This is a genomic window from Chitinolyticbacter albus, from assembly GCF_024437655.1.
Taxonomy (GTDB): domain Bacteria; phylum Pseudomonadota; class Gammaproteobacteria; order Burkholderiales; family Chitinibacteraceae; genus Chitinolyticbacter; species Chitinolyticbacter albus.
In genome coordinates this window covers 22776-36307 of the sequence record NZ_JANBVF010000001.1, presented here as the reverse complement: position 1 = coordinate 36307, position 13532 = coordinate 22776, and the positions used below count along the sequence as shown (strand labels likewise).

The following is a 13532-nucleotide window of genomic DNA, read 5'->3' as shown; positions in this document are numbered from 1 at the left end:
CCTACCTAGCCAAGGGCTGCAAACCCGCATAGAATGCGGGCTGCGCGGGCGTCGTATAATGGTAATACCCTAGCTTCCCAAGCTAGAGCCGTGGGTTCGATTCCCATCGCCCGCTCCAAAATAAAAGCCACGACTGCGCAGTTGTGGCTTTTATTTTGGTTGCTTCAAGCTGCGCTAGCGAAGCTAGGCACATCGCGCGCGAAGCGCCAAGATCACGGGCCGCGGCGTTGTTCACGTGTCTCGATTGGCTGTGCTTCGGGGCAGGCCGCCCGGCCGCGCAGGCAGTCCCAGGCGTCGCCGATCGCCTGTTTGAAGCCGGTCCCGGCCTGTTTCAGTTCCTGTCCGACTTCGGCTTCGGGCGCTGGCGGCGCGGGTTCGGGCTCCAGGGCTTCGAGCGTTGCTTGGCGATCATCGGCTTCTACCGGCTCGTACTGAGTGCTGGGGCGTTCCACCTCCACCACCTCGGGTACCGATTCGGGTGGCACCCCTTCGGTGGTGGGAGCGAGCTTGATTTGGGGCATAGGAGCGAGAGCGGGCGGTGCCGTCGCAATCTCGGCCTGCACCGCTGTCGGTGCCGGCGGTTGGCTGAGCAGCGCGGCGGCCAGCAGTGCGGCAAACAGTGTGGTTACGCCGGCTCCGATGAGCTGACCGCGCGGCGACAATAAACGATATCGCTTCCAGCCACGCTGACCGATTTTGCCTCCAGCCGTGGCTGCGGCGTGTATCCGCGGCCAGAGCCAGATCATTGCGCGCGCAAGGGCTGACCCGGCTCGCGGCAGGTTGATCCGCAGCCAGGCCAGCGCGCGCGAGAAATAGGGCCACATTGCACGCGCCGTGCGCTGGGCCAGGCGCCCTGCATCTTTTGATATTTCCACGAACTCGGTAGCGGGCGCCGATGTGACGGTGGCATGCGCGCCGGTCTCCACTGGGCCGGCCTGCGCGCGTTGCAGGCGCAATAGATCGGCCAGTGCGCTGCGGGCGTCGCGATAGCGTGCGTCCACCCGCTTGGCGAGGCAGCGCAGTATCAGTGCCGACAAGGCTTCCGGCGCGTCCGGGCGCAGTTCACGCGGATGAACCGGCTCGGCATGCAGGATCTGGTAGGCAATCGCGATCGGTTGCTCGCCGTCGAAAGGCAGTTGGCCAGTCAGCGCCTGGTACAGCACCACGCCGGTAGCAAACAGGTCGGCGCGACCATCGAGCTTGCCGCCGCCCAATTGCTCGGGCGCCATATAGCGCGGTGAGCCGAGCAGCGTTCCGGTGCGGGTCAGTTCGCTGGCGGGCAGCTGGGCGATGCCAAAATCCATGATCTTGACCCGGCCACCTGCCGCCAGCATCAGGTTGGCGGGCTTGATGTCACGGTGGACCACGCCCTGCTCATGCGCGTGCGCGAGCGCGTCGAGCATCTGTTTGGCGAGGCTCATCACCTGCTTGATGGTCAGCGGACCTCGCTCTTCCAGCAGTGTTTTCAGCGTATTGCCGCTGACGAGCTCCATCGCAAGGTAAGGCTTGCCTTCCCATTCACCGCAGTCGTAGACGGTGATGATGCCCGGATGGTTGAGCCGAGCGGTGGAGCGGGCCTCCTGCAACAGCCGGGCTGCATAGTCATCGTCGGCCTGTTCGGCGGGCGAGAGCTGCAGCAACTTGAGCGCCACGTCGCGCTGCAGCCGAGTGTCGCGCGCCCGATAGACCACGCCCATCGCGCCCTGGCCGAGGCGGCTGATCAGCTGGTAGTGGGCAATAGACCGGACAGTCATTGGCGTAGGGGCGGTGCGCATGATGGCGCATTGTCCCAGATGGAACGGGTTTGCATCCACCCTGGCAGAGCATGCGGTTGCTTCGTTGTGAAGTAGCGTACAGCCAGGACGAATGGTTCCGCATGCGGCGGCAGGCCATCGCCGATTCCCGTTCCAAGGCAGGGGGCGACGGCGCGTACCCGCGCAGCAGAGCGTGGGTATGGAGCGCCGACACTAGCCGGGTTCTAGCGATACTTGCGGATCAGCCCGACCATGATGCCGAAGATTTCCAGCCCTTCCTGCGGGCGGATCGGCTCGAAATCGACGTTCTTGGGCAACAACAGATAGCCCTGCTTGTCGCGACCCAGTTCCTTCAGCGTGTATTCGCCGTCGACGATGGCGACGACCACGTCACCGACATTGGCGGCGTGGCGCTTCTCGACCACGGCGATATCGCCGTCGTGGATGCCGCCTTCGATCATCGAATCACCGCGCACCTTCACCAGCACCGTGTTGGACGGGCGCGGGATCAGGTATTCGTCGATGGTCAGCGATTCGCTGAGCGCGTCGTTGGCCGCGGCGGGCAGGCCGGCCGGAACGTTGAAGTCGGCGAGGTCACGCTCGAAGAAGCGCTTGGTCGGCGCCAAGCGCCGATCGGGGGTCACTTCGACAAAACCGGCTAAGGTGAGGCGCTTGACCAGCGCGGACACGGCCGATTTGGACGCCATGCCCAGCAGATCGCCGATCACGGCGTAAGAAGGTAGGTTGCGGAAGTCGGCGTAGTAGTCCTGCAGTTTGCCGAGGTATTCCTGATCGCGGTTCGGGTTGCCCATGCTGGCATCCAAGGTGAACATTCGTTCGTTTAGCTTAGCCGAACGCTCGTTCCATTGTCAAACGCAGCTGTGGCGCTTCCGGTACAATGCCGGTTTTGCTTTTGGTTTCATTACCTTGCGTATCTACCTCGCCCCGATGGAGGGGCTGCTCGATCATATCCTGCGTGACATGCTGACCCGGCTGGGGGGCGTGGATATTGCGGTGACCGAGTTCGTCCGGGTGTCGGGCACCTTGCTGCCGCATCGCTTTTTCCATCGCATCGCCCCAGAGTTGCTCGCCGGCAGCAGGACGCCATCGGGCGTACCGGTACGGGTGCAATTGCTAGGGTCCGACCCGGTGTGCCTCGCCGAGAACGCCGCCAAGCTGGCGACGATGCATCCGGCCGGCATCGATCTCAACTTCGGCTGCCCGGCCAAGACGGTGAATCGCCACCGCGGTGGCGCGGTGCTGCTGACCGAGCCGGAACTGCTGTTCGAGATCGTTTCTAAGGTGCGTGCTGCCGTGCCGGCGGCAATTCCGGTCACGGCCAAGATGCGCTTGGGCTACGAGGACAAGAGCCGCAAGCTCGAATGCGCGCAGGCGCTGGCGGCCGGCGGCGCCGCCGAGCTGGTGGTCCATGCGCGGACCAAGGTCGAGGGTTACCGGCCGCCTGCGTACTGGGAGGAAATCCCGGCGATCCGCGAGGCGGTGGCGATCCCGGTGATCGCCAATGGCGAAATCTGGACGGTGGATGACTTCAATCGATGTCGCGACATTTCGGGCTGCGAGCACGTGATGCTGGGGCGCGGTATCGTTGCCGACCCGGGCCTGGCGCGGCGGGTGCGCGGTGAGGCAGGGGCCGGCTGGGACGAGATCGCGCCGTTACTGTTGCCGTTCTGGGACAAGGTGAAACTATCGTGCATGCCCAAGCATCAAGCCGGGCGAGTCAAGCAGTGGCTGGCGTACTTGCGGCGCATCCACCCGCAGGCAGGGGCGCTGTTCCTGCAGATCCGCACTGTCACCGATCCCTTGGTGATAGAGCAGGTGCTGAAGGCCATGCTGGAGCGGCAAGCGCTGCCTGCCTGAAGCCGCGTGAAGCGTTGTCGGGCTTGTTGCGCAAGGCTTTTCGAGGGGATACCAAGCCGCCCCGGGCCGAGCGGGTCGCCGTGTTGCACGTTGAACGTCAGGCGCGCTGGGCGAACACCACGCCGCCCACATCACTGAGCTTGGCAAACAGGCGCGACAGTTCGGTGCCGCTCTTGATCTCGACCGTGAAACGCATGCGTGCGCGTGCGTCTTTCGACAGCGTGTTCATCGCGGTGACATTGATCTTCTCGCGGCCCATCACGTCGGTCAGGTCGCGCAACAGGCCCGGGCGGTCGTGCGCCTCGACCATGATGTCGACCGCGAACACGTTGTTGCTCTGCGCGCCCCAGTCTGCCCTGATCAGCCGTTCGGGCGCACCGGCGGCGAGGCGCTTGAGCGTGGCGCAGTCGCTCCGGTGGATGGAGATGCCGCGGCCCTTGGTGACGAAACCCATCACCGGATCGGGCGGCACCGGCTTACAGCACTTGGCCAGCAGCGTCATCAGCTTGTCGACGCCCTCGATCAAGATGCCTTCGCCCTGCTGGTCGGCACGGGCGGCGCGGATCACGTCGTCCACCGGGCCCGGCGCTTCCGTTTCCGGCCGGTGCTCATCGATGAGCGCATCGTCGAGCGCGCGCAGCGTCAGCTCGCCCTGACCCAGCGCGGCGCACAGCTCGTCGAAGTTCTTCATGCCGAGCCGCTGCGCCACCGTTTCCTGGTTGACGCGGGTGCGCCCGACGCGGGCCGCTTCCTTGTCGTAGATGTTGCGACCGGCCTCGATGGCGATGTCGAGGTTTTGCTGGCGTATCCAGTAGCGGATCTTCTGCGCGGCACGGTGGCTCTTCACGTAGCCCTGATGCAGCCAGTCGAGGCTAGGGCCGCCTTCCTTGGCGGCGAGGATCTCGACACGCTGGCCGGTTTCGAGCGCAGTCGACAGCGGCACGATGGCGCCGTTCACCTTGGCGCCGCGGCAGCGGTGGCCCAGATCGGTGTGCAGATGGTAGGCGAAATCGACCGGCGTGCTGCCCTTGGGCAGCGCGATCACCCGGCCGGCCGGCGTCAGCACGTAGATGCTGTCGTCAAAGAGCTCAGCCTTGAACGCATCGGCCAGCTGCGTTTCCTGCGCCATATCCTCGCGCCAATCGAGGAGCTGGCGCAGCCAGGCAATTTTTTCCTCATACTTGGAGTCGCTCGATCCGCCTTCCTTGTAGCGCCAGTGCGCGGCGACACCGTATTCGGCGTGCTCGTGCATCTCGAAGGTGCGGATCTGCACCTCGAGTGCCTTGTCCTGCGGGCCGATCACGGCGGTGTGCAGGCTGCGGTAGAAATTGCCCTTGGGGTGGGCGATGTAGTCGTCGAACTCGCCAGGGATCGGTTGCCACAGGTTGTGGACGATGCCCAGCGTGGTGTAGCAGTCCTTCAGGTCGTCAACCAGCACGCGCACCGCGCGGATGTCGTAGAGCTCGGAGAAGTCGAGCTTCTTCTTTTGCATCTTCTTCCAGATGCTGAAGATATGCTTGGGGCGGCCCATCAGGTCGGCTTTGACGCCGGCAGCCTTGAGCTCGGTGCGCAAGGTGTCGAGTACTTCGTTGATGAAGCGTTCACGATCGACGCGGCGCTCGTCCAAAAGCTTGGCGATCTTCTTGTAGGTCTCGGGTTCGAGGTAGCGAAAGCCGAGGTCTTCCAGTTCCCACTTGATTTGCCACACGCCCAGCCGGTTGGCGAGCGGGGCGAACAGGTCCAGCGTTTCACGTGCTCGCAGGCGGCGCACCGAATCGGGCGCACCGACGAGTTCGTGCATGGTCTGCGTGCGCCAGGCGAGCACGATCAGCACCACGCGCATATCCTCGACCATGGCGAGCAGCATCTTGCGTAGCGCCTCGATCTGCGCTTCGGCCTCTTGCGGCTTACCATGGTTGGCGTGCGCCAGCATATCGAGCCGCTTGACGCGGCCGACGCCCTCGACCAGGCGCGCCACCTGTTCGCCGAAGCGCTGGCGCAGCACGTCTATGCCATCGGCCAGCTGATCGGGCACGGCGAAGGTCAGCGTGGCGATAATGGCGTCGGTATCGAGATTGAGGTCGGCGACGATGGAGGCGCTGGCCACCGCGTGCTGGAACAGCTCGCCGCTGCTCTCGGCGAGCACCTGCTTGCCGTAAAGCTCGGCGATCCATTGCGTCGCGGAGCTCACGCGCGCCATGTCGTCTGCCTTGTAGCGCGGCGCCAGCTGCGCCAGCCATGCTTGCGGGTCGGCGGCCTGGGCGATCGAGAGGGCAAGCGGGCGGGTAACGGCGACCATGGTGTCCTGTGTGCTGCGTAGACCGAAAGCTGGCGGCGCGCGGCATCTGCCTGCATGATGCGTCGCGCCGGCCTGCACTGTGCCAACAATGTATGGAATTTTGCCCGTTTCAGCCGGTCTCTTGAAGCCGGTTATCACCCCAACCCTGGAAATTGACGTTTCATGCCCCGCAAGTTACTGCGTCACATCCTGCCCAACCGCGATCGGCTGGAGGAAAACGCCTTCCTCAAGCGCTATGCCCACTGGTTTGTCCACCCGAACCTGTGGCATCTGAACCGGCATTCGGTCGCGGGCGGCGTTGCGGCCGGGGCCGTCGGCGGCATGATTCCGGGGCCGTTGCAGATCATCACGGCGAGCCTGTTGGCGCTGGGCTTCAGGGTGAACCTGCCGGTGGCGGTGCTTACCACGTTCTACACCAACCCGCTGACGATCGGGCCGCTGTACTGGTTGGCGGTGCAGATCGGGGGCATGCTCACCGGTCGGCGTGGCACGGCGGCGATGCCGGCCATGCCGTCGTTCAGCGATCACGCGTTTGGTGACTGGCTGCTGGCGCTGTGGCACTGGATGTGGTCGCTCGGTGTGCCGCTGCTGGTCGGCCTGCCGGTACTGACCGCGCTGCTGGCGGTAGCCGGCTGGTTCGCCGTCAAGGTGTTCTGGCGGCTGCATGTGTACTGGGAGCTACGCCGCCGGGCTCGGCGCAACGGCATTACCAGGAAAAATGCACGATGAGTCCCCATGGTGCATCGGCGCGAGCCTGTTCCGTCCCCATGCCGCGTTGCCCAAGGCCGGGGTAGCTATCGGCAAAATGCAGGCGCGCCGGATTGAGGCGAGTGACCGAGACCATGGTCCGCCTGCCTAACAACGAATCGGTCAGCTGGTTCAGCGCACCCAGGGGGTCGGTCAGCACCAGCAGGGTGTGGTCGGTCCAGTCCAGTGGGGTTTCCTGGGCGTGGATGTGTTCGCGCAAGGGGCTGAACAGCAATTCGCCGATCAAGGAGCCGAGCACGGGGGTGACGATCAGATCCTGGTAGGACACGGGTTCGAAAAACGCTTCAGCACCGTATTCGTACAGGGTGGAGAGCAGGGCCGAATACCAGAACGACTGCCAGCGACTTAGATTGCGCTCGCGTCCCCGAATGTAATAGGCAGCGCCCCAGTAGGGGTGCAGCACATAATTGACGAAGCCGTCGTCCTCGTCCCAGTGGGGGTGCGTCACGTTGTCCCAGTATTGGTCGAAGCTGGCGTTGTCGCGGTCGAAGTGGGTGATGTCTTCGGGCAAGGCATAAAGCATGCCGGTCGCTGCGAATTGATAGCCGATGAAGTACCAGGTGTCGCGCTTCAGATTTGGCCAGTCGGGCGACGACGCGGAAGTAGCGGGCTGGATGGGGGCAGATTCGCCGGCTGCAGGGCCCGAGGCGCAGAGGATACCGGTCAGCAGCAACAGCAGTTCAAGCTGGTGGCGAAAGCGCTTCATGCTTGCTCCGGGCTACGAGAGGCTGGATTACGCCTTTCTGCACCCAGCATAGCGGCCAAGTGGGCAATCACCAGCCGGTGGCTTGCCCGATCGTGCCAACCGGCGCTTTAGTAACTTTGCGCGGCGGTGAGCTCGTCCTGCAGCCGGTGCAATAGCGCCAGCCGGTCAGCTCGGACGTCGCCGGCATCGACCGCGTTGCGGATGGCGCAGCCGGGTTCGACGCGGTGGCGGCAGTTATGGAAGCGGCAATGGCCGAGCAACGGTCGCAGCTCCGGCATGGCGTGGGGCAGGGCGTCGACACCGACGTGGGCCAGGCCGAATGATTGCAGGCCGGGCGAGTCGATCAGTGCGGCGTCCGCGTCCAGCCAGTACAGCGCGGCGTGCGTAGTGGTGTGCTTGCCCGAATCGAGCGCTACCGAGATGTCGTTCACGCGGGCATTGGCCTCGGGCACCAGCGCGTTGGTCAGCGTCGATTTGCCCATGCCGGACTGGCCGACCAGTACGCTGGTGTGGCCGGCAAGCGCGGCGCGCAATGGGCTCACATCCTGCTTGGCCGACAGCTCCAGCACGGGGTAACCGAGCCCGCGCCAGAATGCAAGCCTTTGCCGTGCGGCCTCGGCCTCGGGCAGGTCGTTCTTGTTGAGCACGATCAGCGGCGCCATGTCGCCCGCCTCAGCGGCGATCAGGCAACGGCCGATCAACTCCTCGGAAAAACTGGGCACCGGCGCGACCACGACGACGATCTGCGTCACGTTGGCGGCGATCAGCTTCTCGCGCCACTGGTCAGAGCGATACAGCAGGGTATGGCGTGGCGTCAGCGTCTCGATCACCGCCTGCTCGCCGTTCAGGACCTTGATGCCGACCTTGTCGCCGCAGGCGTAATCGGTTTTCTTGCCACGCGTAGTGGCGGAAAGCCGGCGGCCGTCTGCCATCTCGATGATGTAGACACGGCCGTGGCTGGTGACGATGGTGGCGGTTTCGCTCAATGGTTTCCTAACGGGTAAGGGCATCGACGCGCGCGGCGCAGATGAAGTCGTTGCGGGTGAGGCCGCCGGCCGAGTGAGTGCTCCAGCTGACCTTGCAGTGGCCGTAGCTGACCGCGAGATCGGGATGGTGATCCTGGCGGTGCGCGATCCACGCGACAGCATTGGTGAAGGCCATGGTGTCGTGGAACTGCTTGAAGCGGAAGGTCTTTTCCAGTTTGTCGCCGCCAATCAGCCAGTCGTCGAGCTCGGTGACCAGCATTTCGGCTTCCACCGCGGAGAGCGCGGTGGCGTTGGCGATACAGCTTTCCTGGTTCAGCGACATGGCGGTAGCTCCTTCGGGCGATACCCCGTTCTAGGCCTGCCGCCTCAAGGCCGCAATGCGCAGGCTGGCAGGCGGGTGACTGTCGTAGAACAGGCTGTGCAGCGGGTCCGGTGTCAGCGTGGCCGCATTGTCGCGATAGAGCTTGACCAGGGCCGTGACCAGGTCGCCAGCGCGGGTCTGCGCGGCGGCGAACTCGTCGGCCTCGTATTCGTGCTTGCGCGACATGAACGAACCCAGTGGCCCGAACAAAAAGGTGAAGACCGGCAACACCAGGAAGAACAGGGTGAGCGCGGTGGCGGTGTTGGCGGTGGTCACGCCCAGCCCCTGATAGAACCACGGTTGTTGCATCAGCTGCGCCAGCAGCCACAGCAGGCCCAGCATCAGCGCGAAGGTCCAGGACAGGCGCTTGACGATATGGCGGCGTTTGAAATGGCCGAGTTCGTGCGCCAGCACCGCCTCGATCTCGTCGCCGTTGAGCTGCTTGAGCAACGTATCGAAAAACACGATGCGCTTGGTCTTGCCAAAGCCCGTGAAATAGGCGTTGCCGTGGCTGGAGCGTTTGGAGCCATCCATCATGAAGATGCCCGACGTGGTAAAGCCGCAACGCGCCAGCAGCGCTTCGATGCGCGCGCGCAGGCCCTCGTCCGGCAGCGGCTCGAACTTGTTGAACAGTGGTGCGATCCAGGTCGGGAAGATCCACATGATGGCGAACGAGAAGCCCATCCACGCCAGCCAGACCCATAGCCACCACAGCGTGCCCATCGCGCCCATCAGCCACAGCACGCCGGCCACGAGTGGCAAGCCGATCACCGCGGCGATCGCCGCTGTCTTGACCAGGTCGACGATGAACAGCTTGGGTGTGCTCTGGTTGAAGCCGAAACGGGCCTCGATGCCGAAGGTGGCATGCCAGGAAAACGGCAGCGTGATCACGGTGTGGATGACCGCGAGCAACGCGATCATGGTGACGCCGGCGAGCACGCCGTCGCCAAACCAGGCGCTGGTCTGCGTGACCAGCCATTCGATGCCGCCACCCAGCGTGAAGCCGGTAAGGATGATGGCCTCGACGATGGTTACCACCATGCCGAAGCGGACCTTGGTCACCGTGTAGTCGGCGGCGCGCTGGTGGCTTTCCAGCGTGATGGTCTCGGCAAACTCGGCTGGCACGGCGGCGCGATGACGCCGTACATGGTTGATATGGCGCTGCGCCAGCCACAGCTGCAGCAGCACGCTGGCAAACAGGGCAAAGGCGAACAGGGCGGAAAACTGGGAGGCGGACATGCGGGCAACTCGGGTAGCCATGCCGGACAGCGGCAAGCCTTAATTATCGCAGAGCGCGCCGTCAGCGCCTACTTGCTTACTTTGGGTTCGATCTTCATCGCGCCCAGCCGATCGATGATGTCGGGTACGAACTTCTCGCCAAAGCCGGCAATAAAGCTCCACACCGCGAGCTTGGCGATGTTGCGCAGTTCCGGCAGCAGGTGTCTGTCGTTGCTGAAGGCCGGGAAGGCCGAGCCGTCGAGCAGGCCCGATACGCACAGCGGGTAGATCAGAAAACCGAATACGCTGCCCACCACCAGCGCGGAGAACAGCGACCAGCGGCTGAAATCGATCGAGGCCAGCAGCCGCGCCGAGCCTGGCTGCGGCACGCCGTCATCAGTGTCGGGCTGGATGGCGTTGAAGCGCCGCATCATGCTGGTGAAGGCGCCGAGCAGGCCGAAGCCCAGCGCGGTCTGGATGGCCAGGGTTTCCCAGCGGCTTTCCAGCCACGGTAGTTGCGCTGCCAGCGACGGGCCCAATACCCAGCACAGCAGCAGGACAAAAGAGGTGCAGATGATGAAGAGGCGGGTGCGCCCCACACTGGCCTCGCGCTCGACCAGCTTGCGATACTCCCATTGCATCTGCGCCGTCATGTTCAGCATATGGGCGCGCAGCATCTCTTCGCGCGAATCGGGCTGGCCGTCGTGCATGGCTGGCGATGTGGGGAGCACGCTGGGTGCTGCCGGCAAGGCCTGGTTCTGCGCGGTTGCGCTAGCGGAGGGCTGGCTGGCAGCAGGCACGGCCTTGGGCGCGTTGCGTGCCTGCTGCTCGTCGAGCAGTGCCTCCCAATATTCGCGCAGCCGTTTTTCCTCGTCGTTGCTGGTCACGTCGCCGCCGCGCGAGCGATTGAGCTCGCACGCCAGCGGGTACTTGGTCAGCAGTTCGGTGCGCGGCAGCGTCACGATCAGCAAGAGCTCCAGCTCGAACAACTCGCGCCAGTTCGGTGCGTGGATGCGGTGCAAATGGGCGATGCGGTCGGCCAGCGCCTTGTCCCGCCCGTTGCGTTGCAGATCGACCACCTTCAGTTCCAGCCAGCGCGAAGCATCGCTGTACACCTGGTCGCGATAGACGCCGGCGACGCGCTGGATATGTATGCGCTCGCGGTGGTCGTTCTGCGTGATGGCGCGCTTGAGCTTCCAGCCGCACCAGTCCTTGATCGTGTACGGGCGCATGACCTGCTCCTTGCCATGTGCACTTTTGCACACATGACCGGCTCCCTGATGCTTCTTTTTAAGGTTTCCGTCAGCTGGATCGATGCCGTTTGCATCGATGGCGCGACGGGCGGCCGGGCTCGTCGTGGTACCAATGCAGCGAGGGCCGGGCGGACGGCGATGCTAAAATGCGGTTTTTCCCGCTCAAAGAGGCTGCCATGGCGCAGGACGCGAACCACCTGATCTGGCTCGACATGGAAATGACCGGGCTAGACCCGCAGAACGACCGCATCATCGAGCTCGCCGTCATCGTCACCGATTCCAATCTCAACCTGATCGCCGAAGGCCCCGTGTGGGTGGTGCATCAGCCCGACGCCGTACTCGATGGCATGGACGACTGGAACAAGAACACCCATGGCCGCTCCGGCCTGATCGACAAGGTCAAGGCCTCGACGCTGTCCGAGGATGACGTGGTGCGCGAGGCGCAGGCCTTCCTCGAGCAATACGTGCCCACGGGCAGCTCGCCCATGTGCGGCAACTCGATCGGTCAGGACCGCCGCTTCATGGCGCGCTGGATGCCGCAGCTGGAAAGCTATTTCCATTATCGCAATCTCGATGTTTCCACGCTCAAGGAGCTGTGCAAGCGCTGGCGCCCGGACGTGTACAAGCTGTTCAAGAAGCAGGGCGCGCACACGGCGCTGGCCGATATCCGCGAATCGATCGATGAGCTCAAGTTCTATCGCGAGCATTTCCTCAAGGTCCCCGCTGCCGAGCTGCCGAGCGACTGATGGTGGAAACCTTTGCCCAGGCCGCCTTGCTCGGCGAGCTGTTGCTGCAACGCGGCGCCACGGTGACGACGGCCGAATCGTGTACCGGCGGGCTGATCGCCGGCGCCATCACCGACGTGCCGGGCAGTTCGGCCTGGTTCGAGCGCGGCTACGTCACCTACGCCAACGACGCAAAGATCGACATGCTGGACGTGCCGCCGGCCTTTATCCAGGGCCTGGGTGCCGTGAGCGAACCGGTGGTCGCGGCCATGGTGCAGGGCGCCTGCGAGCGAGCCGGGGCACGCTACGGTATCGCCGTTTCCGGCATTGCCGGGCCCGATGGCGGCACGCCCGACAAGCCCGTAGGGACCGTCTGGTTTGCCTGGGCCACGCCCGCCGGCATCGTGACCGAACGCCGCGTGTTTGCCGGTGACCGGGCCAGCGTGCGCGCGGCCACGGTGCGCCACGCGCTGGCGCGGCTCAATCATCTGATCGAGGAGTCCCGATGACTACCGTCGTCGTCGTCAAGAAAAACAACGAGGTGGCGATCGCCGCCGACAGCCAGTCCACCTTTGGCGACACCCGCCTGGCGGCGCCGTTCGACGCCAAGTGGAACAAGATCTTCGAGGCGCACGACGCCTATTTCTCGATCGCCGGCAGCGCCGCGCACGATCTCGTGCTGCAGTCGTTGCTGAAAAAGACCAAGTCGCTCGATTTCGGTGGCCGCCAGGCGATCTTCGAGAGCTTTCGCAAGCTGCATCCCAAGCTCAAGGAAGACTTCTTCCTCAAGACCGACGAGGAGGAGGATGACCCCTATGAGTCGAGCCAGATGACGGTGTTGCTCGCCAACGCAGTCGGCATCTTTGGCGTGTACAGCCTGCGCGAGGTCTACGAGTTCGAGCGCTTCTGGGCCATCGGCACCGGGCGCGATTACGCGATCGGCGCCATGCATGCGGTGTATGAGCGCGACGACCTATCGGCCGCCGATATCGCGCGTGTCGGCGTCGAGGCCGGCTGTGCGTTCGACATCAGCTCCAGCCTGCCGATGACGCTGTACACGCTGGCGCTGGGGAGCGCGCAGCGATGATCCACGGCCGCTACACCGAGGCACTGGCGCAACCTGGGCAATACCCGGCCGTCGTCAACCGCGCGCTTGCGCACCTCGCCGGTCTCGACCTAGCCAGCTTGCCGGCGGGCCGCCATGCGCTGGAAGGCGAGGCGATGTTCCTGTTGATCCAGGAGCCGCTGACCGGGGCGATCGAGAGCAAGCGCCCGGAGGCGCATGTGCAGCACGCCGATATCCAGCTGCTGCTGGCGGGCGAAGAGCGCTACGGCGTGGCGCTGGCCGATGCCGCGCTGCCGGTACTGGAAGACCGACGCGATCGCCACGATATTGCCTTCTTCGCGGCACCCGAGCGCGAGGTGCAGGTCGTGCTGCGCCCGGGCGAGTTCCTCGTGTTCTGGCCGGGCGAGCTGCATCGCCCCTGCTGCGCGGTCGGCGCCGCGATGCCCATCCGCAAGGCCGTGGTGAAGATCCACCGCAGCCTGTTCGAAACATTACCGCCAACCGCGGCATAAGGACCC

The 13532-nt window shown here is 64.6% G+C and carries 14 protein-coding genes and 1 tRNA gene; 7 read left to right on the top strand and 8 right to left on the bottom strand.

The genetic code is table 11. The annotated features are described in order from the left end of the window. The first annotated feature begins 44 nt into the window (after positions 1-44). A tRNA-Gly gene (locus NLI84_RS00145) sits at positions 45-118 on the top strand. Positions 119-212: 94 nt separating this feature from the next. Here the strand turns inward: NLI84_RS00145 and NLI84_RS00140 are convergent. Further along, positions 213-1754 carry a serine/threonine-protein kinase gene (locus tag NLI84_RS00140; RefSeq protein WP_255987299.1) on the bottom strand — a complete coding sequence of 514 codons (1542 nt, stop codon included), beginning with the start codon at positions 1752-1754 and terminating at the stop codon, positions 213-215. 224 nt (positions 1755-1978) lie between these two features. Further along, positions 1979-2587, bottom strand: coding sequence for a LexA family protein (locus NLI84_RS00135; RefSeq protein WP_255987298.1), 609 nt, complete (start codon positions 2585-2587; stop codon positions 1979-1981). A gap of 94 nt (positions 2588-2681) precedes the next feature. On the opposite strand from NLI84_RS00135, the gene NLI84_RS00130 reads away from it, so the two are divergent. After that, positions 2682-3632 carry a tRNA dihydrouridine synthase gene (locus tag NLI84_RS00130; RefSeq protein WP_373316865.1) on the top strand — a complete coding sequence of 317 codons (951 nt, stop codon included), beginning with the start codon at positions 2682-2684 and terminating at the stop codon, positions 3630-3632. Between the two features lie 97 nt (positions 3633-3729). Here the strand turns inward: NLI84_RS00130 and NLI84_RS00125 are convergent, their stop codons facing one another. After that, a complete protein-coding gene (locus NLI84_RS00125; RefSeq protein WP_255987296.1) occupies positions 3730-5931 on the bottom strand; it encodes a RelA/SpoT family protein in 2202 nt (733 codons plus the stop codon). A gap of 162 nt (positions 5932-6093) precedes the next feature. On the opposite strand from NLI84_RS00125, the gene NLI84_RS00120 reads away from it, so the two are divergent. Continuing rightward, the gene (locus NLI84_RS00120) at positions 6094-6660 is read left to right on the top strand and encodes a DUF2062 domain-containing protein (protein WP_255987295.1); all 567 of its coding nucleotides are present in this window, start codon (positions 6094-6096) and stop codon (positions 6658-6660) included. On the opposite strand, the gene NLI84_RS00115 is transcribed toward NLI84_RS00120, so the two are convergent. The 5 genes from NLI84_RS00115 to NLI84_RS00095 form a co-directional block, all read right to left on the bottom strand. Then, entirely contained in the window at positions 6638-7405 is a 768-nt protein-coding gene (locus NLI84_RS00115; RefSeq protein ID WP_255987293.1) for a DUF3943 domain-containing protein, read from the bottom strand. The genes NLI84_RS00120 and NLI84_RS00115 overlap by 23 nt on opposite strands. Positions 7406-7512: 107 nt before the next feature. Continuing rightward, entirely contained in the window at positions 7513-8391 is an 879-nt protein-coding gene (gene rsgA, locus NLI84_RS00110; RefSeq protein ID WP_255987292.1) for a ribosome small subunit-dependent GTPase A, read from the bottom strand. 7 nt (positions 8392-8398) lie between these two features. Continuing rightward, complete coding sequence (locus NLI84_RS00105) at positions 8399-8713, bottom strand: 4a-hydroxytetrahydrobiopterin dehydratase (protein ID WP_255987290.1); 315 nt, start codon at positions 8711-8713, stop codon at positions 8399-8401. A gap of 30 nt (positions 8714-8743) precedes the next feature. After that, positions 8744-9991 (bottom strand): M48 family metallopeptidase, encoded by a 1248-nt coding sequence (locus NLI84_RS00100; RefSeq protein WP_255987288.1) that lies wholly within the window; start codon positions 9989-9991, stop codon positions 8744-8746. A gap of 68 nt (positions 9992-10059) precedes the next feature. Next, complete coding sequence (locus tag NLI84_RS00095; RefSeq protein WP_255987286.1) at positions 10060-11202, bottom strand: MFS transporter; 1143 nt, start codon at positions 11200-11202, stop codon at positions 10060-10062. Positions 11203-11399: 197 nt separating this feature from the next. Between NLI84_RS00095 and orn the strand changes: the two genes are divergently transcribed. Genes orn through NLI84_RS00075 form a run of 4 tightly spaced genes read left to right on the top strand, consistent with a single transcriptional unit; the run spans position 11400 to position 13526 of the window. Then, a complete protein-coding gene (gene orn, locus NLI84_RS00090) occupies positions 11400-11969 on the top strand; it encodes an oligoribonuclease (protein WP_255987285.1) in 570 nt (189 codons plus the stop codon). Continuing rightward, positions 11969-12457, top strand: coding sequence for a CinA family protein (locus NLI84_RS00085; protein ID WP_255987284.1), 489 nt, complete (start codon positions 11969-11971; stop codon positions 12455-12457). The genes orn and NLI84_RS00085 overlap by 1 nt, the downstream gene beginning before the upstream one ends. Beyond that, entirely contained in the window at positions 12454-13035 is a 582-nt protein-coding gene (locus tag NLI84_RS00080) for an Ntn hydrolase family protein (protein WP_255987282.1), read from the top strand. Before NLI84_RS00085 ends, NLI84_RS00080 begins: the two co-directional genes overlap by 4 nt. Continuing rightward, complete coding sequence (locus NLI84_RS00075) at positions 13032-13526, top strand: NanQ anomerase/TabA/YiaL family protein (protein ID WP_255987281.1); 495 nt, start codon at positions 13032-13034, stop codon at positions 13524-13526. The genes NLI84_RS00080 and NLI84_RS00075 overlap by 4 nt, the downstream gene beginning before the upstream one ends. Positions 13527-13532: the final 6 nt, after the last annotated feature.

Excerpts from the sequence above, each read along its gene's own strand:
- NLI84_RS00140 (WP_255987299.1), bottom strand. The coding sequence starts at position 1,754 with ATGACTGTCCGGTCTATTGCCCACTACCAGCTGATCAGCCGCCTCGGC.
- NLI84_RS00135 (WP_255987298.1), bottom strand. The coding sequence starts at position 2,587 with ATGTTCACCTTGGATGCCAGCATGGGCAACCCGAACCGCGATCAGGAA.
- NLI84_RS00125 (WP_255987296.1), bottom strand. The coding sequence starts at position 5,931 with ATGGTCGCCGTTACCCGCCCGCTTGCCCTCTCGATCGCCCAGGCCGCC.
- NLI84_RS00120 (WP_255987295.1), top strand. The coding sequence starts at position 6,094 with ATGCCCCGCAAGTTACTGCGTCACATCCTGCCCAACCGCGATCGGCTG.
- NLI84_RS00115 (WP_255987293.1), bottom strand. The coding sequence starts at position 7,405 with ATGAAGCGCTTTCGCCACCAGCTTGAACTGCTGTTGCTGCTGACCGGT.
- NLI84_RS00105 (WP_255987290.1), bottom strand. The coding sequence starts at position 8,713 with ATGTCGCTGAACCAGGAAAGCTGTATCGCCAACGCCACCGCGCTCTCC.
- NLI84_RS00100 (WP_255987288.1), bottom strand. The coding sequence starts at position 9,991 with ATGTCCGCCTCCCAGTTTTCCGCCCTGTTCGCCTTTGCCCTGTTTGCC.
- NLI84_RS00095 (WP_255987286.1), bottom strand. The coding sequence starts at position 11,202 with ATGCGCCCGTACACGATCAAGGACTGGTGCGGCTGGAAGCTCAAGCGC.
- orn (WP_255987285.1), top strand. The coding sequence starts at position 11,400 with ATGGCGCAGGACGCGAACCACCTGATCTGGCTCGACATGGAAATGACC.
- NLI84_RS00085 (WP_255987284.1), top strand. The coding sequence starts at position 11,969 with ATGGTGGAAACCTTTGCCCAGGCCGCCTTGCTCGGCGAGCTGTTGCTG.
- NLI84_RS00080 (WP_255987282.1), top strand. The coding sequence starts at position 12,454 with ATGACTACCGTCGTCGTCGTCAAGAAAAACAACGAGGTGGCGATCGCC.
- NLI84_RS00075 (WP_255987281.1), top strand. The coding sequence starts at position 13,032 with ATGATCCACGGCCGCTACACCGAGGCACTGGCGCAACCTGGGCAATAC.